The sequence below is a fragment of the Pseudomonas sp. genome (assembly GCF_032058845.1).
Classification (GTDB): Bacteria; Pseudomonadota; Gammaproteobacteria; order Pseudomonadales; family Pseudomonadaceae; genus Aquipseudomonas.
The window spans coordinates 24219-51009 of record NZ_DAMCCR010000003.1 but is presented as its reverse complement, the minus strand read 5'-3'; the positions used below and the strand labels follow the sequence as shown (position 1 = coordinate 51009).

At 59.8% G+C, this 26791-nt stretch carries 21 protein-coding genes and 2 pseudogenes; 11 read left to right on the top strand and 12 right to left on the bottom strand.

The features are described from left to right. Positions 1-270 precede the first annotated feature (270 nt). The 7 genes and pseudogenes from rlmKL (at position 271) to RT028_RS01130 (ending at position 9229) form a co-directional block, all read left to right on the top strand. A complete protein-coding gene (gene rlmKL, locus RT028_RS01160) occupies positions 271-2514 on the top strand; it encodes a bifunctional 23S rRNA (guanine(2069)-N(7))-methyltransferase RlmK/23S rRNA (guanine(2445)-N(2))-methyltransferase RlmL (RefSeq protein WP_312931495.1) in 2244 nt (747 codons plus the stop codon). 79 nt (positions 2515-2593) lie between these two features. Continuing rightward, positions 2594-2782, top strand: a pseudogene (locus RT028_RS01155) (FKBP-type peptidyl-prolyl cis-trans isomerase); the annotation flags it as partial. Positions 2783-2855: 73 nt separating this feature from the next. Beyond that, positions 2856-4469 carry a recombinase family protein gene (locus tag RT028_RS01150; protein ID WP_312931493.1) on the top strand — a complete coding sequence of 538 codons (1614 nt, stop codon included), beginning with the start codon at positions 2856-2858 and terminating at the stop codon, positions 4467-4469. Between the two features lie 482 nt (positions 4470-4951). Next, on the top strand, positions 4952-5185 hold the full coding sequence (locus tag RT028_RS01145; protein ID WP_312931491.1) for a hypothetical protein: 234 nt from the start codon (positions 4952-4954) through the stop codon (positions 5183-5185). Beyond that, on the top strand, positions 5182-5745 hold the full coding sequence (locus RT028_RS01140; RefSeq protein ID WP_312931488.1) for a hypothetical protein: 564 nt from the start codon (positions 5182-5184) through the stop codon (positions 5743-5745). The genes RT028_RS01145 and RT028_RS01140 overlap by 4 nt, the downstream gene beginning before the upstream one ends. A gap of 1350 nt (positions 5746-7095) precedes the next feature. Continuing rightward, entirely contained in the window at positions 7096-7824 is a 729-nt protein-coding gene (locus tag RT028_RS01135; protein WP_312931485.1) for a recombinase family protein, read from the top strand. A gap of 577 nt (positions 7825-8401) precedes the next feature. Then, the gene (locus RT028_RS01130) at positions 8402-9229 is read left to right on the top strand and encodes a metal-binding protein (protein WP_312931483.1); all 828 of its coding nucleotides are present in this window, start codon (positions 8402-8404) and stop codon (positions 9227-9229) included. Positions 9230-9311: 82 nt separating this feature from the next. On the opposite strand, the gene RT028_RS01125 is transcribed toward RT028_RS01130, so the two are convergent. Beyond that, positions 9312-9566: a hypothetical protein gene (locus tag RT028_RS01125; protein WP_312931481.1), complete on the bottom strand. Its 255-nt coding sequence runs from the start codon at positions 9564-9566 to the stop codon at positions 9312-9314. 120 nt (positions 9567-9686) lie between these two features. On the opposite strand from RT028_RS01125, the pseudogene RT028_RS01120 reads away from it, so the two are divergent. Continuing rightward, positions 9687-9851: pseudogene (locus tag RT028_RS01120) on the top strand (FKBP-type peptidyl-prolyl cis-trans isomerase); the annotation flags it as partial. 183 nt (positions 9852-10034) lie between these two features. Continuing rightward, on the top strand, positions 10035-10697 hold the full coding sequence (locus RT028_RS01115) for a histidine phosphatase family protein (protein WP_312931479.1): 663 nt from the start codon (positions 10035-10037) through the stop codon (positions 10695-10697). A gap of 290 nt (positions 10698-10987) precedes the next feature. Here the strand turns inward: RT028_RS01115 and RT028_RS01110 are convergent, their stop codons facing one another. The 3 genes from RT028_RS01110 to RT028_RS01100 all read right to left on the bottom strand — a co-directional run bounded on the left by RT028_RS01110 (position 10988) and on the right by RT028_RS01100 (position 14172). Further along, positions 10988-11716, bottom strand: a complete 729-nt coding sequence (locus RT028_RS01110; RefSeq protein ID WP_312931477.1) for an aspartate/glutamate racemase family protein — start codon at positions 11714-11716, stop codon at positions 10988-10990. Positions 11717-11730: 14 nt separating this feature from the next. Beyond that, a complete protein-coding gene (locus RT028_RS01105; RefSeq protein WP_312931475.1) occupies positions 11731-13266 on the bottom strand; it encodes an NCS1 family nucleobase:cation symporter-1 in 1536 nt (511 codons plus the stop codon). A 468-nt stretch (positions 13267-13734) separates the two neighbouring features. Continuing rightward, the gene (locus RT028_RS01100) at positions 13735-14172 is read right to left on the bottom strand and encodes an Lrp/AsnC family transcriptional regulator (protein ID WP_312931472.1); all 438 of its coding nucleotides are present in this window, start codon (positions 14170-14172) and stop codon (positions 13735-13737) included. Between the two features lie 134 nt (positions 14173-14306). Here RT028_RS01100 and RT028_RS01095 point away from each other — a divergent pair, with 134 nt between their 5' ends. Together RT028_RS01095 and RT028_RS01090 are read left to right on the top strand one after the other, a co-directional pair. Beyond that, on the top strand, positions 14307-15200 hold the full coding sequence (locus RT028_RS01095; RefSeq protein ID WP_312931469.1) for a DMT family transporter: 894 nt from the start codon (positions 14307-14309) through the stop codon (positions 15198-15200). A gap of 59 nt (positions 15201-15259) precedes the next feature. Further along, positions 15260-16195 (top strand): class I SAM-dependent methyltransferase, encoded by a 936-nt coding sequence (locus RT028_RS01090; protein WP_312931467.1) that lies wholly within the window; start codon positions 15260-15262, stop codon positions 16193-16195. A 95-nt stretch (positions 16196-16290) separates the two neighbouring features. Here the strand turns inward: RT028_RS01090 and RT028_RS01085 are convergent, their stop codons facing one another. The 8 genes from RT028_RS01085 to hyi all read right to left on the bottom strand — a co-directional run bounded on the left by RT028_RS01085 (position 16291) and on the right by hyi (position 26763). Beyond that, complete coding sequence (locus tag RT028_RS01085) at positions 16291-18327, bottom strand: mechanosensitive ion channel family protein (RefSeq protein ID WP_312931465.1); 2037 nt, start codon at positions 18325-18327, stop codon at positions 16291-16293. A gap of 255 nt (positions 18328-18582) precedes the next feature. Next, positions 18583-19581: a sulfate ABC transporter substrate-binding protein gene (locus RT028_RS01080; protein WP_312931463.1), complete on the bottom strand. Its 999-nt coding sequence runs from the start codon at positions 19579-19581 to the stop codon at positions 18583-18585. Positions 19582-19697: 116 nt separating this feature from the next. Next, positions 19698-20522, bottom strand: coding sequence for an ion transporter (locus tag RT028_RS01075; RefSeq protein WP_312931461.1), 825 nt, complete (start codon positions 20520-20522; stop codon positions 19698-19700). Positions 20523-20744: 222 nt separating this feature from the next. Next, complete coding sequence (locus RT028_RS01070) at positions 20745-21611, bottom strand: urea transporter (protein WP_312931459.1); 867 nt, start codon at positions 21609-21611, stop codon at positions 20745-20747. 164 nt (positions 21612-21775) lie between these two features. After that, entirely contained in the window at positions 21776-23191 is a 1416-nt protein-coding gene (gene pyk / locus RT028_RS01065; protein WP_312931457.1) for a pyruvate kinase, read from the bottom strand. Then, positions 23188-24462, bottom strand: coding sequence for a glycerate kinase (locus RT028_RS01060; RefSeq protein ID WP_312931455.1), 1275 nt, complete (start codon positions 24460-24462; stop codon positions 23188-23190). Before RT028_RS01060 ends, pyk begins: the two co-directional genes overlap by 4 nt. Positions 24463-24589: 127 nt before the next feature. Further along, the gene (locus tag RT028_RS01055) at positions 24590-25483 is read right to left on the bottom strand and encodes a 2-hydroxy-3-oxopropionate reductase (protein ID WP_312931447.1); all 894 of its coding nucleotides are present in this window, start codon (positions 25481-25483) and stop codon (positions 24590-24592) included. A 497-nt stretch (positions 25484-25980) separates the two neighbouring features. Then, positions 25981-26763, bottom strand: a complete 783-nt coding sequence (hyi, locus tag RT028_RS01050) for a hydroxypyruvate isomerase (RefSeq protein ID WP_312931445.1) — start codon at positions 26761-26763, stop codon at positions 25981-25983. Positions 26764-26791 lie beyond the last annotated feature (28 nt).

Here is a 26791-nt window from a genome sequence, read left to right as displayed (position 1 = left end):
ATCATTGGGCCAGCGCTGCTTGGCCGATGATGGCCATGCGACGCAATGCGACGAAGGGTCACGGCCAACCCATTGCTGCCAGAAATTTTCCATACTGCCTGACGATCGAATCCTCCCAGTGATTTCACCTGGAGCGTCGATCAGGCGGCCCGGTCATTGCCTTCCCGGCAAGGCCAACCGCACGCTCACATCCAAGGGCGTGGGGTAAAACCTCGGTGGGGACCTCGGTCGACCTGCCGCTCATTTAGCCAAAAAGGCGCTGGAATACTCATGTCGGACCTCATCGAACTTTACCTCACCTGCCCCAAGGGCCTCGAAGGCTTGCTGGCCGAGGAGGCCCGTGAACTGGGCCTGACCGAAGTGCGCGAGCACACCTCGGCCATCCGCGGCTCGGCCGACATGGAAACCGCCTACCGTCTGTGCCTCTGGTCACGCCTGGCCAACCGCGTGCTGCTGGTGCTCGCGCGCTTTTCGATGCGTGATGCCGAGGACCTGTATCACGGCGTACACGATGTCGAGTGGCACGACCACCTGGCTGCCGACGGTACCCTGGCGGTGGAGTTCAGCGGTCATGGCTCGGGCATCGACAACACCCATTTCGGCGCACTGAAGGTCAAGGATGCAATCGTCGACAAGCTGCGTAACCGCGAAGGCCTGCGCCCCTCGATCGACAAGCTCAATCCGGACTTGCGCGTGCACCTGCGTCTGGACCGTGGCGAGGCGATCCTCTCGCTCGACCTCTCCGGCCACAGCCTGCACCAGCGCGGCTATCGCCTGCAGCAGGGCGCCGCGCCGCTGAAGGAAAACCTCGCCGCCGCCGTGCTGATCCGCTCCGGCTGGCCGCGCATTGCCGCCGAAGGCGGCGCCCTGGCTGACCCGATGTGCGGCGTGGGCACCTTCCTGGTCGAAGCCGCCATGATCGCCGCCGACATCGCGCCCAACCTCAAGCGTGAGCGCTGGGGGTTCAGCGCCTGGCTCGGCCATGTGCCGGCGCTGTGGCGCAAGTTGCACGACCAGGCCCTGGCTCGCGCCGAGGTCGGCCTGGCCAAGCCGCCGCTGTGGATTCGCGGCTATGAAGCCGATCCGCGCTTGATCCAGCCGGGCCGCAACAACGTCGAGCGTGCCGGCCTGAGCGGCTGGGTGAAGATCTACCAGGGTGAGGTCGGCACCTTCGAGCCGCGTCCGGACCAGAACCAGAAAGGCCTGGTGATCAGCAACCCGCCGTACGGCGAACGTCTGGGCGATGAAGCCAGCTTGCTGTACCTCTACCAGAACCTGGGTGAGCGTCTGCGCCAGGCTTGCCTGGGCTGGGACGCGGCGGTGTTCACCGGCGCGCCGCAGCTGGGCAAGCGCATGGGCCTGCGCAGCCACAAGCAGTACGCCTTCTGGAACGGTGCGCTGCCGTGCAAGTTGCTGCTGTTCAAGGTGCAACCTGATCAGTTCGTCACCGGTGAGCGTCGATCGCCTGAGCGCAGCCTGGCTGAGCGCAGCCCGGGCGAGCAGGGCGCGGGTGTGACCGACAATGAGCAGGTCGATGCGCGCCAGCCGGCGGTTGTAGTCAACGAACCGGCGCGGTTGTCCGAAGGTGCGCAGATGTTCGCCAACCGTTTGCTGAAAAACCTCAAGCAGCTCGGCAAGTGGGCCCGCCGCGAGAGTGTCAGTTGCTATCGCCTGTACGATGCCGACATGCCCGAGTACGCGCTGGCCGTCGACCTTTACGAAGATTGGGTGCACGTGCAGGAATATGCCGCACCGCGCTCGATCGACCCGGAAAAAGCTCAGGGCCGTCTGCTCGACGCCCTGGCCGCCATTCCCCAGGCGCTGGGTATCGATCCGCAGCGCGTGGTGCTCAAGCGCCGGGAGCGCCAGAGCGGCACACGCCAGTACGAGCGCCAGGCCACCGAAGGGCGTTTCCAGGAGGTGCACGAAGGCGGCGTCAAGCTGCTGGTCAACCTCACCGACTACCTCGACACCGGCCTGTTCCTCGATCACCGGCCGATGCGCCTGCGCATGCAACGCGAGGCGGCCGGCAAGCGCTTCCTCAACCTGTTCTGCTACACCGCCACAGCCTCGGTACACGCGGCCAAGGGCGGCGCGCGCAGCACCACCAGCGTCGACCTGTCGAAAACCTACCTCGACTGGGCGCGGCGCAACCTGGCGCTCAACGGTTTCTCCGAGCGCAACCGCCTGGAGCAGGGCGACGTGATGGCGTGGCTGCAGGCCTGTAGCGAAAGCTACGACCTGATCTTCATCGATCCGCCGACCTTCTCCAATTCCAAGCGCATGGAAGGGGTGTTCGACGTGCAGCGTGACCACGTGGAGTTGCTCGACCTGGCCATGGCCCGCCTGGCGCCAGGCGGCGTGCTGTATTTCTCCAACAACTTCCGCAAGTTCGAGCTCGACGAGCACCTGGGCGAGCGTTACGCCGTCGAGGACATCACCGCGCAGAGCCTGGACCCGGATTTTGCCCGCAACACCCGCATCCACCGCGCCTGGCGCATCACCCTGCGCTGAACCTGATCGATCGGTCGCAGCTCGCTGACACGGCGAGCCGCGGCCAATCCGTGTGCAACCGTGCGCGAGAGGAATCCCGATGAACGACACCGTACAGATCACCGACCTCGTCGAAGGCCAGGGCAAGGCCGTGGTCAAGGGCGCGCTGATCACCACGCAATACACCGGTTGGCTGGCCGACGGCAGCGAGTTCGACTCGTCGTGGTCGCGCGGCAGGCCGTTCCAGTGCGTGATCGGCACAGGCCGCGTGATCAAGGGCTGGGACCAGCTTTGCAATAGGTGACACTGAGGTTTTCTAGGCTGTATCCTGCCGTTTTTGAGAGCAGCAGGAAGCAGGCAGCATGCCGTCAGCAATTCCCTACATTCGCTTCAGTAGTGCCCGTCAGAACACAGGCAGCAGTGCCGAGCGTCAGCAGCAGATGGTGACGCAGTGGCTTACACAACATCCTGATTACACTCAGTCAAATCTCACCTATGAAGACCTTGGCCGTAGTGGCTACCATGGTGAGCATGTAAATGAAGGTGGTGGCTTTGCCAAGCTGTTACAGGCTGTAAAAGCTGAAAGTATTAAAGCGGGTGATGTTGTGTTGGTAGAAGCGATAGACCGTACAGGTAGGCTTCACCCGCTCGACATGTTGAACAAGGTGATAACGCCGATTCTTGCTGCCGGTGTATCCATCATCACATTGGACGATGGGGTGACATACACCCATGATTCAGCAGCAAGCGGCCACTTGTTCCTACTGGTAGCCAAGATACAAGCAGCATACGGGTACTCCAAGTCACTCAGTGAGCGCACGAAGGCCAGCTATGTCATTAGGCGAGAGCAAGCCAAAGCTACAGGTGAGGTAAAGCGGCATACACCTATCTGGCTAACCAGTGATGGGAAGTTGAAAGATGAAATTGCTATTTACATCGAGCAGGCATTCACCCTATACGTGTCTGGTGTTGGTAAAACCACCATTGCTAATCGCCTTAGAGCAAGTGGCGTTCCCGAACTGGCAACCTGTTCTGGACCTACAGTAGAAGCGTGGTTGAGAAACAAAACTACTATCGGTTATTGGAATGAAATTCCTAATGTGTATCCGCCTGTAGTTTCCAATGAGTTGTTCGCCCAAGCACAACAGAGAAAGAAGGCAGTAGCAACAAAGCCTAGAGAGCGAACATCTAAACATTTCCTTGTCGGTTTAGTCAAATGCGGTGTGTGCGGCTCAAGCTATATCATCCATTACAAGGATGGTAAGCCAAATAACATGCGATGTGGTTTGCACCATAGGCTGAAGTCAGCAGGTTGTGTTAATGCTGAGACTATTCCGTATCAAGTTGTAATCTATGTTTATTCATTGACTGCCACTCACTGGGTTGATAGAGCCCTCCAAGTAATCCAGTTGACAGCCAATGAGAAGAGAAAACTGGAGCTTAAAACTGAATACGACACGCTTTCGTCTTCAATCAGTCGTCTTACTAAATTGCTAGCGAAAGTAGATGATAAAGAGGTCGAGGCTGAGTTTCTTAGCTACAGTGAGCGTAGAAAAATAGTTGAAGACGAACTAGAGGTGTTGGGGCGAACACCAAATGCCGATATGTCCAATGTATTTAATGCATCTGTCACTGAGGATAGAATGATAATTTCTGATCCTGTGCAGTTGAGTGCATTGTTGAGGCAAGCAGGATATGTGGTCACGGTATACCGGGATAAGTTGATACAAGTTGCTGATGAAGTTTTTCCTTGGAAGTATTTGGGCATTAAGCGTAAGACTGGGAGCAATGAGACATTAGGTTATCGTGTTCTTCATCTAGGTGATGAAACTATTATATCTCCTGATGTGCCTGAAACACCTGACTGGGGAGAGTTCACCACAGACCCAGTGCAGGGTATTAGATACATACTCAGAAGAAGCTACAAGCTGATCTCTATCCCTACGTCATTCGATTACCCCGATCATCAAATGTAGCAAATAACAGCGTCACAGGTATTGACAATGATTCTCATTCATAGTAAAATATGAGTATATCTTAGATACAATTTCTGTTGTATCTTCCTTTGGTGTGCCAGCTAGCTATCCTCTCTTTCTCTAGCTAGTACACCCTTCTTTCTTTTGCAAAAGAGCCCTCATAGGTGTTGACTTCAGTGGTCAGCGTCTACGGGGTTTTTTTGTTCGACTTTAATCCTATGTAATGGAGAATCCATGAGTATTGAAAATAAGAAACGTGCATGCAATGTATGTGGTGAGTGCATTAGTCATCGCCGTAGTGATGCAATGACGTGCAATGATAATTGCCGTGCGAAGAAATCACGCAAGTTACGAGCGAACAGTGTATTGGTGAAGATTCGGGTACCATCGCTTACCTACACTAGCCTAGTAATCGCAGCGATGAAGAGCAAATCAAAAGGCGTAAATGAACATGTTAGGTCATTGGTAATGGAGCAATTCAAATGAAACGCACCATTGATCCAACAGTACGAGGACTGCTAGCTGCCCTAGAAAGACGCTCACAGCGTGAAACTCATAACCTGAACCAACGGGCTGAGCCTGATGATCTAATGCTTACAGCTGAATTGGTGGGCTTAGAAAAGATCACACCACCTGCCATGACTGAAGCTAGTTACAAAGAGCTACTTCTAACTCAGATTCGCAAACACATTAAAATGATAAAGGAGCAACAATGATGACTAGTACGAACAGTAAAAAACCATTAACCACTATCCAAGGCACTCCGCCAGCATGGAATGATGACGAGTTCAATCGTCGCCTACGCATTGCTATTCATGCTTATGAAAACACGTCTGCTTCGACAGTGTTAGTGACACACGCGCTTGAGCACGAATGGTTAAAGTTGGTGAGTCAACACGTAGCAGATGGATTCGAAATTGATCGTCGCTGGCCTATCTTCCATGCTCAACTAGTCAATTCTGTACCAATGACTAAGCCTGAAGCATTACAAGCGAAAGACAAGGAAGAGCTCAAGGTGAAAGTAAAAGAGGAGTATGTGGATCACCTGCAAATCCAACTAGATGAGTACAAGACCAAACTAACGCAACAGCTGATTGAAGCTGCTGAAGATAGAGAGCGTAGGACGCTTGAACGAGCGAAAGCTAAACGCCTTGCCGATGCTGAAAAAGAGGCGCAGGAGTACTTTGGAGACTTGGTTATTCCCGAAGGCTTTCCAAGCACACGCTCACAAGATGAGGAACCGGCGTTTAGTCTTTCACTGGCAGATACACAATGAATCTAATTGTGCTTCACTGGCCTAGCAACCATATTCACCTTGGTTTTGATGATGTGACGTGCGATGAACGAACGCTGATTGAGCACGTCTATCGCGGTCATCAGTGGTATGTGATGCCCGTGTGTAGTGTACTCTTCGACAAATACGTCACCCTGTGTGAAAAGTATGACAACCTGTCCATTAGTCAGTTGACACGGGTTAGTAAATCATTCCTCGGTGCCATTAAGCATCTTGAACCTGTGGTACGCAGATGCCATAGACGAGAAAGAATGGTGCCCTACGGTATGGGCAATAGCCTATAAGGCTCTGTGGTGCGTTTTAAGACCATTTTCATCCCTACCTGCTACCCAAGTTAGGGGGAAGAGTAAAACGGTTTTATACGGGCTTTATAGGCGCTCCTAGACGTATTAGTCACTTATGAGCGGCAATGATTGGCACGGTTTGGCACATGTCGTATTCTGACAATAAAATATCGCAATCTGGTGTTGACAGATCAATGGCTGCCTGTGTATAATGCTTTTATCTTGTGGGCGGAGACCACAGCGTTAGGTTGGGCAAAGATAGAGGGAGAGAAGGGTAAAAACCCTTCAATGTTAGAGAAGAAGTATATTGTAAGCTACGCTTACAGAGTATTAGATTGTATGCTTAGCATACGAAGAAGTAACTCTATAAGATAAGGTCAAAAGCAGGCAGGTGATCTCTCACCTTTCCCTCTAAAAAGCATTCGCTATCGCTCACTTGGCCTATACCTCTAATGGGTAGTATTGGCACCATTCTCAGATAGTACCTCTAGTGAGCAGTGCATCCCCCCGAGCACACCTTTACCAATCGTTTTTAGTCTTTCAAATCTTCACCCCTCCCCATCTTAGGCAGAAGACCTAGCGTGATTGCACTCGTGCATCTTGAGCACGCGGCTTTAGCCTTCGAAAAAGCACAGACAGATGTACAGGGGGGAAACAGGTGATAGCGGCCATGCCGTATCTATCATTTTAGTCGGTATGTGATGAGTATGTGGCTCAAATCCTGATCCTGCCTACAGGTGCTAGGTACTGTTGTTAATCACAACCAGTGATCCCTCACAGCCTGACGAATAACCACACAGAAAGCACGTTAATCAGCTTATTTGAGATTAAATCCCATTTACATTGGTAGCTAGGCACATACGCTGAGTGACGATGGCATTTTTACTTGGATTAGTGGTTGTTGATTTCTTGAATCTGTCAATTTCTTTATTTCTTGATCTTGTCGTTCCTTGCTTGCACGTTCATGGATTGATAAATGTCTGTCCAGCCTGTAAAATTGACAGGATTAGCAAGGCGGTAAGCCAGTCAAGAAAGGAATCAATCTCAAATGAAAAACGTCGTCGCTTACCTTCGAATCTCAACCACCAAGGGCGAACGTTCTGGCTTGGGTATCGAAGCACAGCGTCAATACATCGACACCGCTGCCAAGTCGAATGGGTGGAACGTGGTAGCCGCGTTTATCGAAACTGTCAGCGGTACAATCGCACCAGCAGATCGTCCCGAATGTGCTAAGGCTCTCGCTGCTTGTAAAGAGCATGATGCTGACTTCGTTGTCGCCAAGCTGGACAGGGTAGGTCGTGACGTTGAACACATTGCTGGTCTGATGAAACGTGTTGATGTGAAAGTGGCAACAATGCCCAACGCCGACAACTTCGCACTCCACCTGTTCGCCGCCCTTGCTGAACAGGAACGAGAGTTCATCGCCCAACGTACCAAAGACGCACTGGCTGCTTTGAATCGTCGCGCTCAGTGTGGTGATGCCGAGTCTGTTGCCAAGGTGGAACGTCGTACACAGGCACTTGAGAAAGGTCGTGGTGTTGCGACAGGGGGTGAGGGTGCAGCGACCAAGGCAGCTGTGGCTAAAGCATCCGCATTCAATAGCACGATCAAGCCTCACCTTGAGTCGTGCCTGTACAACAAGCTCACCACGTTGCAAGCAGTAGCCGACTGCCTGAATAGCAAAGGGGTTGGTACTTCACGAGGTAGCGAGTGGACACCAACAGCGGTACGTCGCTTGATGCTGGCCCTTGGTCTGAGCTTTGATAAGGCGGCTTAAAAATAGCCTCATGCAGCAGCGTGAGCGTCTACCCTTCGGAGTGGTATAGGCAACACTCAAACAGCCTCGCTATGGCCCTACTTGGGGCTGTGGCGGGGTTTCTTTGTATCTAAAAGGGGGATTCGAAAAAACCTTTGGTCATCCCATTCTTGTAATATTGGCAGGGGTTAAGCGCAGGCGATTTAGCGCCGGATTATTCGACCTCTAACGATTTGAACTGAAGTGATAACTGGCTATGGATTTTGGGTGGGTTGGTTTTTGAGAGAAAAACAAGGTGTTGCTCGTTTTGAGCCGACTGCACCTCCTACATTATAATTCAGCTATGCTATGTGCTTGAACCTAGGGGGCGTGCAGATGGATGACAAAGCAGCGACAGCAGCGGATGCAGTTGAACTCATCTTGCTCAACCAGCATGCCATGAGAGCAGCAATCGAAGAATTGAGCTTATGGGTGAGCCAGAGAGGATCAACTACCACACATGACAATGTGCTGACCGCCCTGAAAGCTATAGACATAAATGCCGAGGGCATCAACCAACTCACTACATGCTTACGCCACAGCCACGGAGAGTAATATCATGGGAGACTATGCAAATAACCTGACTGACCGATGGAAGCACAGCAAACTAAAGCAAGGTTACTGCTTGATCTGCGGAACTCATGGAAAGCTGAGTTGGGACCATGTGCCACCCAAGGGCAGTGTGTTCATCACAAAAACTGAGCAAGTGCATTTGACGGAGATTATGGGTGTCAATCCTATTCCGGTTAAGGGGATCAAATCTACAAATGGGAGCAAGTTCAAAACTATTTGCAGCGAATGCAACAGCAACTATTTAGGGCAAAACGATGAAGAAGTGGCACGGGTTTATAAGCACTTAACCAAATTAGTAAGTCAGCACTTCACTCATCTTAGTAATCCGCTAAACCATGTGATAGTGCCATTTAATGCAATCAGTTTCTGCCGTGCAATGATTGGCCACATCTTATCAGCTACGACTGTTGAAGAGTGCAAAAAAGAACCCGTAGAATCACCTTACTTTACGCCATTGCAAAAGTTTGTCATGGGTGATGAATCAGCGATCGATCAATCCCATGATATCTATTGCTGGTTCTACCCGCACCGTCACCACCTTAGTGCTAAGATGTTTGCCTTTACGAACAAGGGAAACACATGCGTAATTAGCGTCCTATCTTTTTATCCATTAGCATTTTCTATTACCGAGAAAGGGAGAGGAATCTATCCATCAGGCGCTAAAAAAATTTCGCTTACTGATCAACAAATGGTCATAGATCTATCATCTGGGCATTTTCCGTACTCTGCGTTCCCGCACACAGGCTTGACAGGGGATCAGATGATGCTTTTGTCATCCGCTCAAGCGATTGTGAGCTACCCAATAAAGTCTTAACCTCCACAGGGGTTACGTACCCACTGCCAAGTTAAGATAATGATATTTCAGTTGCTGAGCTTTGGCGGCGGGACGTAGCACTTTAGAAAAGAGGTTGAGCGGATAATGACAAACTACCGTTAACCAAGATTTCTTTGAACCTTTTCAAGCAATCCTCTTCTGATAGCTCGTTCTTATTTTTTACAGATATACATAAAATACTATCTTCAAGCGTTACAGTAGCCTCTCCAAAGCCGTCCCTTGTATCTTCTAAGCATGCAACAAACCTTGCCTCTGCCTCCTCCTCAGAAAAATGCATATTCTGAAATGGAATTAGTCGAAACTTATAGTCTTGCATGTGCCTGTCCCTGTGTGATGTAGGCCAGCTGGTGACCTATCGACTCATAGCATTGTACATGGCGGCTGATTGCCAGCAACAGTAAACAAATGCCTAAAATGATCGGGTTGTCACTAAGAGAAATGGTGCGACCAGGGCCTGATGGGCATGCGCGAAGGTGGCAAGCGCCGGCTGGCAGTGCCTGCAGCATTGGGTTATGGCGAGCGCAGCGTTGGCAAGATCCCGCCGAACTCGGCGTTGACCTTCGAGATCGAGGTGGTGCAGGTGCTGACGCGCGACGATTGAGCTGCCACAAATCGGCAACAGGAACGCTCTATCCTGCGCTTGCGCGGTGAGCAGTGGGGAACAAAGTGCAGTCTTTGCACTCAGACCTTCCACCCAAGGCTTGACCGCCGCGCCGCCCGTTGTCCCTGCGACGCAGCATGGCGCCAGCCCGTGGGGGTCCCTTTTGCCGCAAGAGCCCGATCTATGACGTTGCCCGCCTTTATCCGTCGTCGACGCCACCTCCTGCTGGGCCTGGCCCTGGTCGGTGCCAGCGTGCCCATCGCGCTGCAAGTGCTCGACAGCCGCGCCGATCCGGTCGACGGCACCCAGACGCTGGTGTTCATGCGCCATGCCGAGAAGCCCGGCGAGGGCCTTGGCCAGCTCAATTGCCAGGGCCTGAACCGCGCCATCGACCTGGCCACCGTGCTCCCTGAACGCTTCGGCAAGGCCGACTACGTGTTCGCCGCCAACCCGACCCGGCATGTCGAGGAAGGCAGCCAGGACCGCAGCTACAGCTATATCCGCCCCTTGATGACCATCAGCCCCAGCGCAATCAGCCAAGGGCTGCCGGTGAACATCGATTTCGACGCCAATGAGGTCGATGACCTGGCCAAGGAGCTGATGCGCGACAAGTACCGCAATGCCACGGTGTACACCGCATGGTCACACGGTTATCTGCCGGATCTGATCAACGCGGTGGCTGGCAGGGCGCTGGGTGAGAAGCGGGTCATCACCGATGACTGGAGTGGTGAGGACTTCGATTCGCTGTATGTGCTGACCCTGACCTGGCACGACGGCAAGGCCAGCTTGCTCAGCCGTAACGTGCGTCAGGGGCTCGATGACGGCGAGCATGCGTGCCCGACCTGATCCACCGGGCGTGAGCGCCAGGCTGATCAGCCCAGGCAGTCACGCACGTGTTGCACTTCAACGAAAAAGCGCCGGCATGCCGGTAATGCCAGTCAGTTAAGCCGCTTTTTAGCAATTGGGGCTGCCTTGCAGCCCATCGCGGCTGACCGGAGCGCCGGACCGGCCGCTCCCACAGACTGGTGCAATCTGTGGGAGCGGCTTCAGCCGCGATGGACCGCGAAGCGGTCCCTTTCGCTTAACTGACTGGCATTACTGGCATGCCGGCGCTTTTTCGTGGGCGCAGCAACCGATCAGCGATTGGGCCGCAACGGCCAGCCCACCACCTTCTTGGCGCGCGGCGTGGCATAGGTTCTGACCTTCGAGGTGCTCAAGCCCAACCGCACCAGCGATTCGGCAATGGTCACCGCTGCGCTTACGCCATCGACCACCGGCACGCCAGTGCGCTGGCGAATCTGCTCATCGAGCCCGGCCATGCCGCCGCAGCCCAGGCAGATCACCTCGGCCTTGTCGTCACGCACGGCGCGCTCGGCCTGTTCGACGATGGCCTCGACCGCACGCTGCGGATCCGCCTCCAGTTCCAGCACCGCCAGGCCGCTGGCGCGCACCGAGGCGCAGCGCTCCCAGAGCCCGGACAGCTTCAGGCGGTCTTCGATCAGTGGCACGGTGCGGTCCAGCGAGGTCACCACCGAGTAGGCGTGGCCCAGGTACATGGCCGTGCTGGCCGCTGCATCGGTGATGTCGACCACCGGCACATCGAGCAGCTCCTGCAAGCCCTCGCGCCCGTGTTCGCCGTAACCGGCCTGAATCACCGCATCATAGGGCTGGTCATAGCTCAGCACCCGATCCATCACGGCGATCGCCGCCAGGTAGCTTTCGAAGTTGCCTTCTACCGACTCGGCGCCGAACCGCGGCGTCAGGCCGACGATCTCGGTACCGGGGGAGGCCACGCTGCGCGCCTGCTCGGCAATCGCTTCAGTGATGGCCTCGGTGGTGTTGACGTTGACGATGAGAATCCGCATGTCTGAATCCTTGCTCAGTGACTGCTGTGGTCGACGGCGATGCACTCGCCGCTGACGTCTTGATAAAGGCAGCGGCGCGGTGCGATCAGCAGGTAGATCGCAGCGGCGATGCCTGCACCGATCAACCAGGAGAACGGTGCAACGCTGTGGAAGTGTGGAACCAACGCGAGAATGATCGACAGCAACGCCGCAGGCACGAAGGCCGCTACGGCCCGTAGATTGACGCCGCGGCTGTAGTGGTAGGCACAGGCCGGGTTTTCGCTGTAGAGCTCCGGCACGTTGATGCAGCCTTTTCGCAGCAGCCAGTAGTCCGACATGATCACCCCGTACAGCGGGCCGAGCAGGGCGCCCAGGCCCGAGAGGAAGTACACGATCACCACCGGGCTGTTGTACAGGTTCCACGGCAGGATCAGCACCGCCAGGGTGGCGCTGATCAGGCCGGCGCGGCGGAAGTTGAGGTGGCGCGGCGCCAGGTTGCTGAGCACGAAGGCCGGGGCGACGAAGTTGGCCATGATGTTGACGGCCACGGTGACGATCAGGAACGCCAGGCAGCCCAGGACCAGGAAGGCCGTTTCGGGGATGCTGGCGACGATCTGCGTGGGGCTGTCGATGATCTGGCCGTTGATCTTGAACTGCGCGCCGCAGAGCACCACGGTGATCACTGCGAACACCAGGATGTTCACTGGCAGGCCCCAGAAGTTGCCGACGCGGATGGTCTTGCGGCACGGCGAAGAGCGGGCGAAGTCGCAGAAGTTGAGCACCAGCGTGCCGTAGATCGACAGCCACAGGGCACCGCCGGCAAAGATGTTGCGCCACATCTCATAGCCAGTCAGTGGTTCGGCCACTGACCAGGCAATGCGCGTATCGGCCTTGAAATACATGTAGCAGGCCAGGCTCGCGACCGTCAGCAGGATCACCGGCCCGGCGAAGCCTTCGTAGCGGCGCACCATCTCCATGCCGTAGGCAAGGATCACCAACTGCACCAGCCAGATCGCCACGAAACACATCCAGCCCAGGCTCGACAGGCCCAGCACGCTGTTGTGATCGTAGGCCGCCACCTGCGGCCAGACGGCCGTGAGCAGTACGCGCAGCACCACCGAGGCGAGGTAGGTCTGGATGCCGAACCAGGCAATCGCGATCACTGCCCGGATCAGCGCCGGAATCTGCGCACCATGAATGCCGAAGGCGATGCGGCTGATGACCGGGAAGGGCACCCCGGTCTTCTGCCCCATGTAGCCAGACAGGTTCATGAAGAAGTACACCAGCGCCGCGCCGATGGCCAATGACATGAGGATCTGCCAGCCGCCCAGGCCCAGGGCGAACAGGCCCATGGCGAAGGAATAGTTGGCGATGTTGTGCACGTCGTTGGTCCACAGCGCAAAGATGCTGTAGCCGCCCCAGCGGCGCCCGGCCATGCGCGTGGGCGCCAGGTCGCGGTTGTGCAGGCGCGGGCTCAGCTCGAGGTCTGCCGGCAGCCCGGCGATGGGCGCGCTGTGAGGGGTCGGGGAGGCGATGGGGTGTTCAGGGGCAAGGTTGAGGCTGGTGCTCATTCCGGCAGGCTCCTGATGCGCGTGGACTGCGATGAGCGGGCGGGCGCGTGGCCGGCCATCTCGTCAGTGCAGCGTGTGCATCACTGGGTTCTGGGCGCAACGGCTGCTCAAAGGCAGCGTTACGAATTCTTGTATTTATGTTCTGTAGAAGTTGTATACAAAACACGAGTGCAGGGAAGCGAGTTCCATGCCAGTCCACTCATGCGTGCTAATTGGCAGTAGACGACAAAACAGCTAAGATTTTTTAAACGATTGAAATAGAAGGAAAAATATCAGAATTGTTCACTGTTTTAATAAGTGCTAAAACCTAATTAGTTGATTTCATGGTCAAGTTTTAAAAGCGTGTAAGTGTCACTTTCTGAGGTGTTACCCCCAGAAATTGGACACAGGCTTGCCACTTATGGTTACACATATGTGTACATATTTAATGGCGCGCATTCACTTGTTGAATGACTTCTGTACACATTATTAGTCCATCGGCGGCAGCCGGCGCTTCACTGGAGTCTTCTTGATGATGGCGGTATTGCTTTCGGCAATCAGACTGAGGCGGTCGAGCAGGGTGTCGAGCTGCTCCATCGAACGCACCTGCAGGCGTGCGATGAAACAGTCTTCCCCGGTGACCTTGTCGCAGTCGGTGAACTGCGGGGTCGCGATGATGTGCCGTTCCACTTCCTGCAAACGCCCCGGCAGCGGCCGGATGCGCACGATGGCCTGCAACTGGTAACCGAAGCTGCGTGGGTCGACCTCGACGGTGAAGCCGCGCAGCACGCCGCGCTCTTCCAGCCGGCGCAACCGTTCGCTGACGCTGGGGGCCGAGAGGCCGGTGATCTGGGCCAGCGCCTTGAGAGAGCGGCGACTGTCTTGCATCAGGGCGTTGATCAGCATCTGGTCGATGGCGTCGGTCATCAAATGTCTCCCAAGGGTAAAAAGTGAAATCCGCCTTGATAGTAAAGGCGCCAGCTTCTTTTTGCCTTGAGGGGCTTCTGGAGCCGAGCCGCAGCCGCTGCTCATACTGAACCCCTCATTCAGGGAGGTACGCGATGGACAGGTCTGTGCGTCGAGGTTCGTTGGAAATGGTGGCGGCGATGCTGATTTCCGGCACCATCGGCTGGTTCGTGCTGGTGAGCGGGGAGCCGGTGCTTACTGTGGTGTTCTGGCGCTGCGTGCTCGGCAGCGTGGCGCTGCTGGCGATCTGCGCGAGCTTCGGCCAGCTGCGAGCGGGTGTGATGACCCGCGCAATGCTGGGCTGGGCCATGCTCAGCGGCGTGGCAATCGTCGGCAACTGGCTGCTGCTGTTTGCTGCCTATTCACGTGCTTCGATTGCCATCGCCACGGCGGTGTACAACCTGCAGCCGTTCCTGCTGGTCGGGTTGGCCGGGGTCTTTCTCGGCGAGCGGGTGACCCTGGCCAAGCTCACCTGGCTCGCTGTGGCCTTCCTTGGGATGCTCGCCATCGTCGCCGCGCACGGTGAAGGGCAGGGCAGCGACTACCTGCTGGGCATCAGCCTGGCCTTGGGCGCCGCGCTGTTGTATGCCCTCGCGGCGCTGATCATCAAGCGCCTGCGCGCTGCACCGGCGCAGGTGATTGCGCTGGTACAGGTAGTGACCGGCAGCGTGCTGCTGGCGCCTTGGGTCATGCCCATCGCGCTGCCGGCGGCCCCCTCCGCCATCGCCAGTGTGCTGACCCTGGGGCTGGTGCACACGGGCGTGATGTATGTGCTGCTCTACAGCGCCATCCAGCGTCTGCCCACGGCCTTGACCGGCGCGCTGTCGTTCATCTACCCGGTCGCGGCGATCCTGGTGGACTGGCTGGCGTTCGGCCATCGCCTCGGCGCCTTGCAGTGGCTGGGGGTGGGCCTGATCCTGGTGGCGGCAGCCGGCATGCAGCAGGGCTGGTGGTTCGCTCCGGCGAGCGCCAGGCCGCAGGCACGATGAGCCACGAAGTGCGGCGATAAAATCGGTAGAATGCGCGGTTTTCCGCTTGTGGCCCTGTCATGACTTCGCCGATCCAGATCCTTGAACAGCACCTGCTAGCCGCCCTTGACCCGGCGCCCATCGAAACCCGCCGCCTGTTCCACGGCCGTGGGCGCTGCTGGCCGGGGCTGGAGCAGATCACCGTGGACTGGCTGCAGGGCGTGCTGTCGGTGGCGCTGTTCCGCGAGCTGCCGAGCGCTGAGCTGGCCGCGCTCGAAGCCATGCTGCTGCGCCTGGCTGAAGGTGCGCAGTGGAGCGGCCAGGCGATCCTGCTGCAACACCGCTACCTGCCGGACAGCCCTGGCCAGTGGCTGCTGGGCGAGCCCTGCGCGCAGCGCGAGGTGATCGAGGACGGCCTCACCTACCTGCTGGACCTGGGCGTGCGGCAGAACACCGGGCTGTTCCTCGACATGCGCCATGGCCGGCGCTGGGTGCGCGAGCACGCTGCGGGCAAGCGCGTGCTGAACCTGTTCGCCTACACCTGCGGCTTCTCCGTGACCGCCATTGCCGGCGGGGCCGAGCAGGTGGTCAACCTCGACATGGCCAAGTCCGCGCTGTCACGCGGGCGCGACAACCACCGCCTGAACGACCATGACCCGTCCCGCGTGGCGTACCTGGGCCATGAACTGTTCAAGTCGTGGGGGAAGGTGCGCAAGTACGGGCCCTACGACCTGATCATCATCGACCCGCCCACCTTCCAGCGCGGCAGCTTCGTGCTGACCCAGGATTACGCCAAGATCCTGCGGCGGCTGCCCGAGCTGCTCACCCCAGGCGGCACGGTGTTGGCCTGTGTCAACGATCCGGGCATCGGCCCACGGTTTCTGCTGGACGGCATGGCCGAGCACGCGCCCACGCTGCAGTTTGTCGAGCGCCTGGACAACCCGCCGGAGTTTCCCGACGTCGACCCGGAGGGTGGCCTGAAGGCGCTGGTGTTCGTGCAGCGCCCGGCCTCGTGAGCGCCTGATCAGCTTCGCCTTGCTTAGCTGCGCGGCTGAGCAGAGCGAGGTAGGTGCTCGGTCTGCGTCTCCTGCCGGCATCGGTCGCGGGTACCTCAGACTGGCGCGGGGTTGTCCACGCCAGGTAGACGCATCGGATACACCTGGGCGAAATGCACGTTGTCGGTCTGGTCGACCTTCTTCTTCAAGCGCTCGTTGAACGCACGGCTCACCGCGTACTGCCCGCCGGAAATGGTGCGGAACTGCGCGGTCAGCACGAAACCGTTGAGGTCCATCCGATCGACCCCGAACACCTGCAGCGGCCCCTGCAGATTGATGCTGAGCAAAGGGTCGGCGGTGATCGACTGGCCCACCTCATGGATCAACCCCAACGAGGCATCCACGTCGCTGTCGTAGGTGAACTGCACCGAAAAGAAGGCGTAGGCGAACTGCCGCGATTGATTGGTGACCGCCTTGATCTGCCCGAACGGCACCGAGTGCACGAAGCCCTTGCCGTCGCGCAGGCGCAGGGTCCGGATGGTCAGGCTTTCCACTGTCCCGGCGTGGCCGGAGTCGAGCACTACCCAGTCGCCGATGGAAATGGTGTCCTCGATGAGGATGAACAGCCCGGTGATGACATCCTGCACCAACTGCTGCGAGCCGAAGCCGATGGCCAGGCCGATCACCCCGGCGCCTGCCAGCAAGGGCGCGACGTTGATGCCGAGGTTGGCCATGGTGGTGATGGTGCAGATGACGATCAGAATCACTTTCACCGCGTTGCGCAGCATCGGCAGGATGGTCCGCACGCGTGTGCTGGGTTGGCGTGAGGCCCGCCGGCCCACCGGCGGCTTGAGCGCTTCCTGGATCGCGGTGTCGAGCACCACCCACAGCAACCAGGTCACCAGCAGGATCAGGCCGATGGTCGACACCGAATTGCTGATCGCCTTGCCCAGGCTGTTGCTCAAGGCGAAATCGAGCACCGAGAAGCCCCAGATCCGGCCGAGCAGTTCGATGAACGCCACGGCCATCGTCACCCGCAGCAGCGCATGGGCGAGGCTGCGCAGGAGTTCCTTGTAAGGACGCACCCGTTGTTGGCCGTTCTCCGCTTCGCGCGGGGCCAGCACATGCTGCAGCGTGGTGCTGAGGAACACCGTCGCGACCAGCAGCACGGTGGTCAGTAAGGCGTTCTGCAGGGCCTTCTGGCTTTCTTCACCGGCGCCGATCAGGTGGATGGCGGAAACCAGGATCATCAGCAGGATCGGCAGGTACCAGAGCTTGGAGAAGATGCGCAGGGTCTCCTGCACGGCGCGGTGGCCAAGGCGGTCCTTGAGGTCGCGGTTGCGGATCAGGTGCGCCACCGGGCGGCGGAGGCGCAGCACCAGGCTGGCGAAGATGAAGGTGGCCGTCAGGCCGGTCAGTACGGCCACGCTGCTGGTGATGTTGCCGCCCAGCTGGCGCGCGATCTGCGGGCTGGTCAGGGCATCGCTCCAGGCCGCGAGGAAGCCGATCAGAAACAGCGGGCGCGGTGCGATGCGGCGGATGGCGGCCACGGCCCGGCGCTTGTGGCCGGCATCGAACAAGGTGATCAGGCAGAGAATGATCGAGGTGGAGAACAGGCCGCTGCTGGTGGCATAGGCCAGGCTCAAGCCCGTGGCGCGGGCGATCGACGGGTCGACGAAACGGCTCGCGTACACCGTCAGCGGCAATGCGGCGAGGGCCGGCAGTGTGTAGGGCAGCAGGTAGCCAAGCAACGCGCGCATGCGCACTCGTGGGCGTAGCCAGGCGGTGGCAGCGATGCGCCTGGCCACCAGGCGACCCAGCAGATTGAGCGCCACGAAGCTGCCGGCCCAGGTCAGGGTCAGCAACATGAAGTCTACGAACATCTGCAGGGTGTCGCTGGTCGAGTGGCGATCCACCAGCCGCGCGACTTCCTTGCCCGCGCGGTCGGTGCGTATGCGCCAGGCGTCGACCAGGTGTTCGTCCAGGTCCAGCTCGCGGCCGGCGCTGTCCAGGCCATCGGCCAGAGCGCCGAGCAGGCCACCTTGCAGCACCGGCTCGGGCGCGGCGGGTTGTTCAGCCGGCGCCGGGTCGGCGGCCAGCAACTGGGTGCTCAGCAGGCAGCCGAGCAACAGGGGGGTGAGAAAACGCAGCACTGAGTGATCCTCTGGCCGGGGGAGCGGGGCAGGGTTTACTCAGGGAACTGATTGGCAGGCGGCCGGGAAGTTCGACCTGATCGTGTTGGCTTTGAGCGCGGGTCGACGTCGCTGGAGCCAAACTCGGGGGTGCCTGGCTCCGGTCAGCCGCGATGGGCGGCACAGCGGCCCCGGTCCAGGCACCGCGCTCTACCGGTGGATCGGGGTTGCAGTGTTGAGCAGACGCTGTTCATACCAGCCTCTACTGACGTGGAATCACTGTCCGGTGTAAATCTGGTCGAACACGCCACCGTCATTGAAGTGAGTCTTCTGCACGGTTCTCCAGTCCCCGAAGGTTTTTTCGACCGAGAGGAAATCCACCTTGGGGAAGCGGTCGGTGTATTTGGCCAGCACCGTGGCATCGCGCGGGCGCAGGTAGTTCTTTGCAGCGATCTCCTGAGCGGCAGGCGACCACAGGTACTTGAGGTATTCCTCAGCCACCGCGCGGGTGTCTTTCTTGTCCACCACCTTGTCGACCACGCTGACCGGTGGTTCGGCTTCAGCCGACACGCTTGGGTAGACCACCTCGAACTGATCACGGCCAAACTCGCGGGCGATCATTTCCGCTTCGTTCTCGAAGGTCACCAGCACGTCACCGATCTGATTGGTCATGAAGGTCGTGGTCGCGGCGCGGCCACCGGTGTCGAGCACCGGCGCCTGCTTGAACAGCTTGCCGACGAAGTCACGGGCCTTGGCTTCATCACCACCCTGCTTGAGTACATAACCCCAGGCAGACAGGTAGGTGTAGCGGCCATTACCCGAGGTCTTGGGGTTGGGCACGATCACCTGCACGCCGTCCTTGAGCAGGTCGGGCCAGTCCTTGAGCGCCTTGGGGTTGCCCTTGCGCACGATGAACACGGTGGCCGAGGTGAACGGCGCGCTGTTGTTCGGCAGGCGCGTGACCCAGTTGTCGGGTACCAGTTGGCCGTTGTCAACCAGGGCATTGATGTCGGTGGCCATGTTCATGGTGATGACGTCGGCACGCAGACCATCGATCACGGCACGCGCCTGCTTGCTGGAGCCGCCGAACGACATCTGCACGTTGACCTTTTCGTCGTGCTCCGCTGCCCAGTGCTTCTGGAACGCCGGGTTGTAGTCCTTGTAGAAGTCGCGCATCACGTCGTACGACACGTTGAGCAGGGTCGGGGCGGCATGGGCGAGGTTGCCCAGCGCCAGGCCGGCGGCGAGCAGTGACGCGCTGAGGAGTTTCTTCACGATCAGTCCTTGGGAGGTGGGTGGCACAGTGCCTGCGACTATAGCCGCTGGCCTGGGACGGGCTAAAGAACAAAAAGTATGGTGGTTATGCACTGCGCGTCGCTGCCTCGCTATGCTCAGTCGCGCTTGCCAAACAGGCCCTCGCCGCAGCGCGAGCAGAACGCTGCCGCCTGCTCATGCTGGGGCTTGGCGCAACGTGGGCAGTCCTGCTGCAAGCGCTCCCCGCGCATGGCGTTGGCCAGCTCGGCGGTGAAGATGCCGGTAGGCACCGCGATGATCGAGTAGCCGGTAATCATCACCAGCGACGACAGCACCTGGCCCAGCGGTGTCTGCGGCACGATGTCGCCGAAGCCTACGGTGGTGAGCGTCACCACCGCCCAGTAGATGCCCTTGGGGATGCTGGTGAAGCCATGCTCAGGCCCTTCGATCACGTACATCAAGGTGCCGAACACGGTGACCAGGGTCGACACGCTGAGCAGGAACACGATGATCTTCTGCTTGCTGCCGCGCAGGGCCTTGAGCAGGTAGTCTGCCTGGCTCAGGTAGGGGCTGAGCTTGAGCACGCGGAAGATCCGCAGCATGCGGATCACGCGGATGATCATCAGGTACTGCGCGTCGCTGTAATACAGCGCGATGATCCCCGGCACGATGGCCAGCAGGTCGACCAGGCCGTAGAAGCTGAAGGCATAGCGCAACGGCTTGGGCGAGCAGTACAGGCGGGTGAGGTATTCGAGCAGGAAGATCGCCGTGAAGCCCCACTCGATGCCTGCCAGCAGCCCTGAGTAATTGCGGTGCACTTCGCCGATGCTGTCGAGGATGACCGTGACCAGGCTGGCCAGGATGATCAGCAGCAGGAGCTTGTCGAAGCGCCGGCCGGCGGGGGTGTCGTTTTGGAAGACGATGGTGTAGAGGCGTTGGCGGAGGGTGGGCGATTCACGCATGTGCTAAGGCTCGGATTACTGAGGCGCCAAGCCTAGAAGGGTTGGTAAGCAGTGCGCAATCGTCCAGGCGCCGAATTGACCTGCTCATCCGAGTAGCTGGAAGTCGGAGCGCTGCAAGGCGGTGGGATGTTTCAGTGTCCGTTCGAACTGAGGCAACGGTGTCTTATCGCTGCTCTGCGGTGGTATGTGCCCAGCCCACGAACGAAGCGGCCGTGATTCGCCTCAGTTGAAAGGCATACGGTTTGCAGCAGTCCGGCTAATGCAGGTGCCGAGGTGGAGCAACCAGCATGACGCGACGAAAGGCGCGGTCAATCCCGCAACGGGTAGCCGCGCGATCAGTGGCTGTAGCAGCAGTGCCAGGGTAATGGCTAGTAGGGTCGTCCAAGGTCTCTCCCCCTGACGGCTGAATGCCAAGGCCGCAAGTGCCGCGTTGAACCCGTACAGACCCATCGCAGACGCCTGATCCAGGCCCGCCAGCCACGCCACCCCGCCGCCAATTGCCGACCCGATCACTGCCCATATCGCCGCATACGGCTGGGCGATGAACATCCCGATGATGATCAGCAGCCCTGCCAGCGGATGATCCAGCAGAAAGATCTGGCCTATCCCCCGCAGCAGTCCGTAAAGCGGATTCGGCTCGGCCACAACCGCCAAACCCGGCTCGGCGAACGTCAACACGCCCCAGCCCAGCAGCACGAACGGCGCGGTATACGCCACCAGCAACGTGCCTCCCCGCTTGCGCCACTGGTGGGTAATGATGCTCGACAGCCCGCCCGCCGCGATGATCAGCGGCGGCAGGATGGCCGACCACGGCAGCACCGCGCTGATCAGGATGCCGATCAGCACGCCGTTGTAGCAGTAGAGCCCCGCCTGGCGATCGGCGCGGTCATAGCCGCGGCGCTGGGCGGTGAGCAGGCCGGCAAGCGCGCCGAGCAGGGCGCCGCCGACCAGGGTGGGGGCGGTGAAGAGGATGGCCAGCAGGCAGCACAGGCCGCACAGCGGGCTGCGCAGCAAGAGCACCTGGCTGAAGCCGTTGAGCAGCGCGGTGGCCCAGTCGGGGCAGGGGTTGACGAAGTTCTTGGTGTACATGGCGCGTCGGCAAGGTGAGGGGAAGGGGTTGGGTCGGCAGGCAACTGCCGAGGCAGTGCAGCAGGTCGAAGCGTGTCGTCCGAACGCGATCGCCCCGCGATGAACCTGGCTATGCAGACGTCATGGCGGGGCGGTCATTGGGCGCTGCGGCTTGTACGAGCGGGCTACACCAATACCTCGATCCGCAACGTATTAGTCGTACCCGGCTTGCCAAAAGGCACACCGGCGGTGATCAGCAAGGTGTCACCGAGGTCGGCCATGCCCTGCGCTTGGGCGATTTCCAGCGCGGTCGAGCAGATTTCATCGACCTGCCGCAGCCGGTCATTGACCACCGAGTGCACGCCCCAGGTCACACTCAGCCGACGCGCCGTGCGGCGGTTGGGAGTGAGGTTGAGGATCGGCGCGCGGGGCCGTTCGCGGGCTGCGCGCAGTGTCGAGGCGCCAGACTCGCTGTAGTTGACCAGCACCGCCACCGGCAGGATGCCGCTGATCCGCCGGATCGCGCAGCTGATAGCATCCGACACCGTGGCCTCGGCCCTGGGCCGGCCCACGTCGAGCTGGGCCTGATAGTCCGGGCCGTTTTCGACCTGGCGAATGATCTTGCTCATCATCCGCACCGCTTCGAGCGGGTAGTCGCCCGAGGCGGTTTCAGCCGAGAGCATCACGGCATCGGCGCCTTCGGCCACGGCGTTGGCCACGTCGGTGACTTCTGCGCGGGTCGGGGCCGGGGAGAAACGCATGGATTCGAGCATCTGCGTGGCGACCACCACCGGTTTGCCGAGCTGACGGCAGGTGCCGATGATGTTTTTCTGGATCTGCGGTACCTGCTCGGCCGGCACCTCCACCCCCAGGTCGCCACGGGCCACCATGATCGCGTCGGCCCGTTCGGCGATGGCCTGCAACTGGGTCACCGCCGAAGGCTTCTCGATCTTGGCCATGAGGTAGGCGCGATCACCGATCAGTCGGCGCGCTTCCTCGATGTCCTCAGGGCGTTGCACGAACGACAGCGCCACCCAGTCCACGCCCAGTTCCAGACCGAATGCCAGGTCACGGCGATCCTTTTCCGTCAGCGGCGACAGCTCGAGCAGGGCCTGCGGAACGTTGACGCCTTTGCGGTCCGACAGCTCACCGCCGTCCACCACCTCGGTGTCGATGGCATCGCCATGCTTGGCCAGCACGCGCAGGCGTAGCTTGCCGTCGTCGAGCAGCAGGTCCATGCCCGGTTCCAGCGCGGTGATGATCTCCGGGTGGGGCAGGTTGACCCGGTGCTGGTCGCCGGGGGTGGCGTCAAGGTCCAGGCGCAGCGTCTGGCCGCGCTGCAACTGCACCTTGCCCTCGGCAAAGCGACCCACACGCAACTTCGGCCCTTGCAGGTCCATGAGAATGCCCAGCGGGTAATTGAGCTGCCGCTCCACGTCACGAATCCAGCCATAGCGCTCGGCATGGTCGGCGTGCTCACCGTGGCTGAAGTTCAGGCGAAAGATGTTCACCCCGGCCTCGACCAGTTGGCGCACGTCATCAATGCTGCGGGTGGCCGGGCCCAGGGTGGCGAGGATCTTGACCTTTTTATCGGGCGTCATGGGTAGGGGGTCTCGAGAATGAGAATGGCGCGGAAGTCGTTGACGTTGGTGCGCGTCGGCTCGGTGACGATCAGCGCGTCGAGGGCTTCGAAGTAGCCGTAGCCATTGTTGTTGTCCAGCTCATCGGTGGCAGACAGCCCCAGGGCGGCGGCACGGGCGTAGCTGTCGGGGGTCATCAGGGCGCCGGCGTTGTCTTCCGAGCCATCGATGCCGTCGGTGTCGCCTGCCAGGGCGTAGATGCCCGGGAAGCCTTTGAGGTTTTCGGTGAGGCTCAGCAGGAACTCCGCGTTGCGCCCGCCACGACCGTTGCCGCGCAAGGTCACCGTGGTTTCACCGCCTGAGAGGATGATGCAGGGCGGCTTGAGCGGCTGGCCGTGCAGGACGATCTGCCGGGCAATGCCGGCATGCACCTTGGCCACTTCCCGTGATTCGCCTTCAAGATCACCGAGGATCAGCGGGCTGAACCCGGCCTGGCGCGCTTTCACCGCAGCGGCTTCCAGGGATTGCTGGGGTTTGGCGATCAACTGGAAATGGCTGCGCGACAGCGCCGGGTCGCCGGCTTTGACGGTTTCCGAGGCAGGGTTGTTGAGCCAGTCGATGACCGCTTGGGGCGCATCGATGGCGTAGCGTTTGAGCACGGCCAGAGCATCGGCCGAGGTGCTCGGATCGGCCACGGTCGGGCCCGAGGCGATCACGGTGGCCAGATCGCCCGGTACATCGGAAATGGCATAGGTGTAGACCGTGGCCGGCCAGCAGGCCTTGGCCAGGCGACCGCCCTTGATCGCCGAGAGGTGCTTGCGCACGCAGTTCATCTCGCCGATGGTGGCGCCGGACTTGAGCAGGGCCTTGTTCACGTGTTGCTTGTCGGCAAGGGTCAGGCCTTCGGCGGGCAGTGCCAGCAGCGCCGAGCCGCCCCCGGAGAGCAGGAAGATCACCCGGTCGCTTTCGCTGAGGTTGCTGACCATCGCCAGCACCCGCTCGGCCACGGCCAGGCCGGCTGCGTCAGGCACGGGGTGAGCGGCTTCGACCACTTCGATCTTCTGGCAACTGGCGCCGTGGCCGTAACGCGTCACGACCAGGCCGCTGACCTCGCCTTGCCAGTGCTTTTCCACCACTTCGGCCATGGCTGCGGCAGCCTTGCCGGCACCGATGACGATCACACGGCCCGTGCGGTCGGCCGGTAGATGGGGTTCGAGGACCTGACGCGGATGGGCCGCGGCAATCGCTGCATCGAACAGCGAGCGGAGTAGGGTTTGCGGATCGACCGACATGGCAGGCTCCCAATGATTATTGTTGTGCGAAATCAGGGCCGCCCCGACAGCGGCCTCCGTGCAGGCCGACGCCGGGGCGGGTGTTGCGCGTTGCGAAAGTGCTGACCAGGCGCTCCCGCGAAACAGTCTACTGCTCGTCGCGGATCGAGAAGTTGGCCATGTGCTCCAGACCCTTGATCAATGCCGAATGGTCCCAGTTGCCGCCACCCAGCGCCACACAGGTGCTGAACACCTGCTGCGCGTTGGAGGTGTTGGGCAGGTTGATCCCCAGTTCCTTGGCGCCTTGCAGGGCCAGGTTGAGGTCTTTCTGGTGCAGGGTGATCTTGAAGCCGGGGTCGAAGGTGCCCTTGATCATGCGCTCGGCATGCACTTCGAGGATTTTCGACGAGGCGAAGCCGCCCATCAATGCGGCACGGACCTTGGCCGGGTCGGCACCATTTTTTGCGGCGAACAGCAGGGCTTCGCTGACCGCCTGGATGTTCAGGGCGACGATGATCTGGTTGGCCACCTTGGCGGTCTGGCCGTCGCCGCTGCCGCCGACGTGGGTGATGTTCTTGCCCATCGCCTGGAACAGCGGCAGGGCGCGTTCATACGCCTCGGCGCTGCCGCCGATCATGATGCTCAGGGTGGCGGCCTTGGCGCCGACTTCACCACCGGAGACCGGGGCGTCGAGGTAGCTGGCGCCGGTTTTGGCGATGCGCTCGGCGAAGGCCTTGGTGGCGGTGGGGGAGATCGAGCTCATGTCGATCACGATCTTGTTGGCGCTCAGGCCCTCGGCGATGCCGTCGGTGTCGAACAGCACGCTTTCGACCTGCGGGGTATCGGGGACGATGACGATGATGAAATCGGCTTCCTGGGCCACCTCTTTGGGGTTGGCCAGGGCGACGGCGCCGGCCTCGGTCAGGTCTGCAGGGGCCTTGCTGTGGTGCTCGGAGACGAACAGGTCGTGGCCGGCCTTGAGCAGGTTGTGGGCCATGGGCTTGCCCATGATGCCGGTGCCGATGAATCCGATCTTGGCCATGTGGTGGTGCCTCTTGTTGTTGACTGGGAAGGGGCGGGGAAAACGGTCGCGCCCCGTGACAGTGGTTTGGTTGCCTGACGGCGAGTGCGGCGTTGCCGTGGACGTATTTCGGTTGCAGCCCGCTTCTGCGTGTTGTGCCTGCGGGCGGGGGTCATTCGTTTTGCTGGGTCCGGCCAGAGGCCCTGGATCGATAGGGTTCACTGGAGGAGGCGGTGTCGTTTGTAATGGGCCGGCTGCGCCGGCCATCGCGGCAATAGCCGCTTCCACCTGAATTGCATTTTCGTTCTGGAACAGCGTTGGTCAGGTTTGCGGCGGTAGTTGTGCCTGGCTGCATCGCGTTTGCCCTCAGACACAGGTCAACCCGTTACCGCGCACCCTGTGGGAGCGGCTTTAGCCGCGAAGGGCCGGCAGGGCAGACACCGCCAGAACGGGTTAACCTTCGCGTCCACAGGCCCTCACTCGCATCAAGTTGTGCGGCTTCAACCGGCCGTAATCACTCAGATCACGTTGTAGGTCTTCAACCAGCCCAGCCCCGCCTCGGTCGTGGTCAGCGGCTTGTATTCGGCTCCGACCCAGCCCTGGTAGCCGATCCGGTCGAGGTGGGCGAACAGGAAGTGGTAGTTGATCTCGCCCGTGCCCGGCTCGTTGCGCCCTGGGTTGTCAGCCAGTTGCACATGGTTGATCAGCGCAAGGTTCGCCTGCAGCGTGCGGGCCAGGTCGCCTTCCATGATCTGCATGTGGTAGATGTCGTACTGCAGGAACAGGTTGTCACTGCCCACCTCGGCCTGAATCTCCAGCGCCTGGGCGGTGGTGTTGAGGTAGAAGCCGGGGATGTCACGGGTGTTGATCATCTCCATGACCAGGCGCAGGCCGGCAGCCTTGAACCGCTCGGCGGCGTAGCGCAGGTTGTCGACGAAGGTCGCGCGCACCGCCTGCTCGTCCAGCCCCCGCGGGCGAATGCCGGCCAGGCAGTTGACCTGGGTATTGCCTAGCACCTTGGCGTACTCGATGGCCTGATCGACCCCGGCGCGGAATTGCTCGACGCGGTCCGGGTGGCAAGCAATGCCACGCTCGCCCTGGCCCCAATCTCCGGCCGGCAGGTTGAACAGCACCTGGGTCAAGCCATGGGCATCGAGCTGCTGGCGAATCTCGGCGGCGGGGTAGTCGTACGGAAACAGGTACTCGACCCCGGTGAAACCGGCGTCGGCAGCGGCCTTGAAGCGGGCCAGGAAATCCTCTTCGGTGAACAGCATCGACAGGTTGGCAGCGAAGCGAGGCATGGGTGAATCTCCTTGCGAATAAGGCCCG

Bases quoted from the DNA above. Each gene is read 5' to 3' on its own strand.
- rlmKL (WP_312931495.1), top strand. From the start codon at position 271: ATGTCGGACCTCATCGAACTTTACCTCACCTGCCCCAAGGGCCTCGAA.
- RT028_RS01150 (WP_312931493.1), top strand. From the start codon at position 2,856: ATGCCGTCAGCAATTCCCTACATTCGCTTCAGTAGTGCCCGTCAGAAC.
- RT028_RS01145 (WP_312931491.1), top strand. From the start codon at position 4,952: ATGAAACGCACCATTGATCCAACAGTACGAGGACTGCTAGCTGCCCTA.
- RT028_RS01140 (WP_312931488.1), top strand. From the start codon at position 5,182: ATGATGACTAGTACGAACAGTAAAAAACCATTAACCACTATCCAAGGC.
- RT028_RS01135 (WP_312931485.1), top strand. From the start codon at position 7,096: ATGAAAAACGTCGTCGCTTACCTTCGAATCTCAACCACCAAGGGCGAA.
- RT028_RS01130 (WP_312931483.1), top strand. From the start codon at position 8,402: ATGGGAGACTATGCAAATAACCTGACTGACCGATGGAAGCACAGCAAA.
- RT028_RS01125 (WP_312931481.1), bottom strand. From the start codon at position 9,566: ATGCAAGACTATAAGTTTCGACTAATTCCATTTCAGAATATGCATTTT.
- RT028_RS01115 (WP_312931479.1), top strand. From the start codon at position 10,035: ATGACGTTGCCCGCCTTTATCCGTCGTCGACGCCACCTCCTGCTGGGC.
- RT028_RS01110 (WP_312931477.1), bottom strand. From the start codon at position 11,716: ATGCGGATTCTCATCGTCAACGTCAACACCACCGAGGCCATCACTGAA.
- RT028_RS01105 (WP_312931475.1), bottom strand. From the start codon at position 13,266: ATGAGCACCAGCCTCAACCTTGCCCCTGAACACCCCATCGCCTCCCCG.
- RT028_RS01100 (WP_312931472.1), bottom strand. From the start codon at position 14,172: ATGACCGACGCCATCGACCAGATGCTGATCAACGCCCTGATGCAAGAC.
- RT028_RS01095 (WP_312931469.1), top strand. From the start codon at position 14,307: ATGGACAGGTCTGTGCGTCGAGGTTCGTTGGAAATGGTGGCGGCGATG.
- RT028_RS01090 (WP_312931467.1), top strand. From the start codon at position 15,260: ATGACTTCGCCGATCCAGATCCTTGAACAGCACCTGCTAGCCGCCCTT.
- RT028_RS01075 (WP_312931461.1), bottom strand. From the start codon at position 20,522: ATGCGTGAATCGCCCACCCTCCGCCAACGCCTCTACACCATCGTCTTC.
- RT028_RS01070 (WP_312931459.1), bottom strand. From the start codon at position 21,611: ATGTACACCAAGAACTTCGTCAACCCCTGCCCCGACTGGGCCACCGCG.
- pyk (WP_312931457.1), bottom strand. From the start codon at position 23,191: ATGACGCCCGATAAAAAGGTCAAGATCCTCGCCACCCTGGGCCCGGCC.
- RT028_RS01060 (WP_312931455.1), bottom strand. From the start codon at position 24,462: ATGTCGGTCGATCCGCAAACCCTACTCCGCTCGCTGTTCGATGCAGCG.
- RT028_RS01055 (WP_312931447.1), bottom strand. From the start codon at position 25,483: ATGGCCAAGATCGGATTCATCGGCACCGGCATCATGGGCAAGCCCATG.
- hyi (WP_312931445.1), bottom strand. From the start codon at position 26,763: ATGCCTCGCTTCGCTGCCAACCTGTCGATGCTGTTCACCGAAGAGGAT.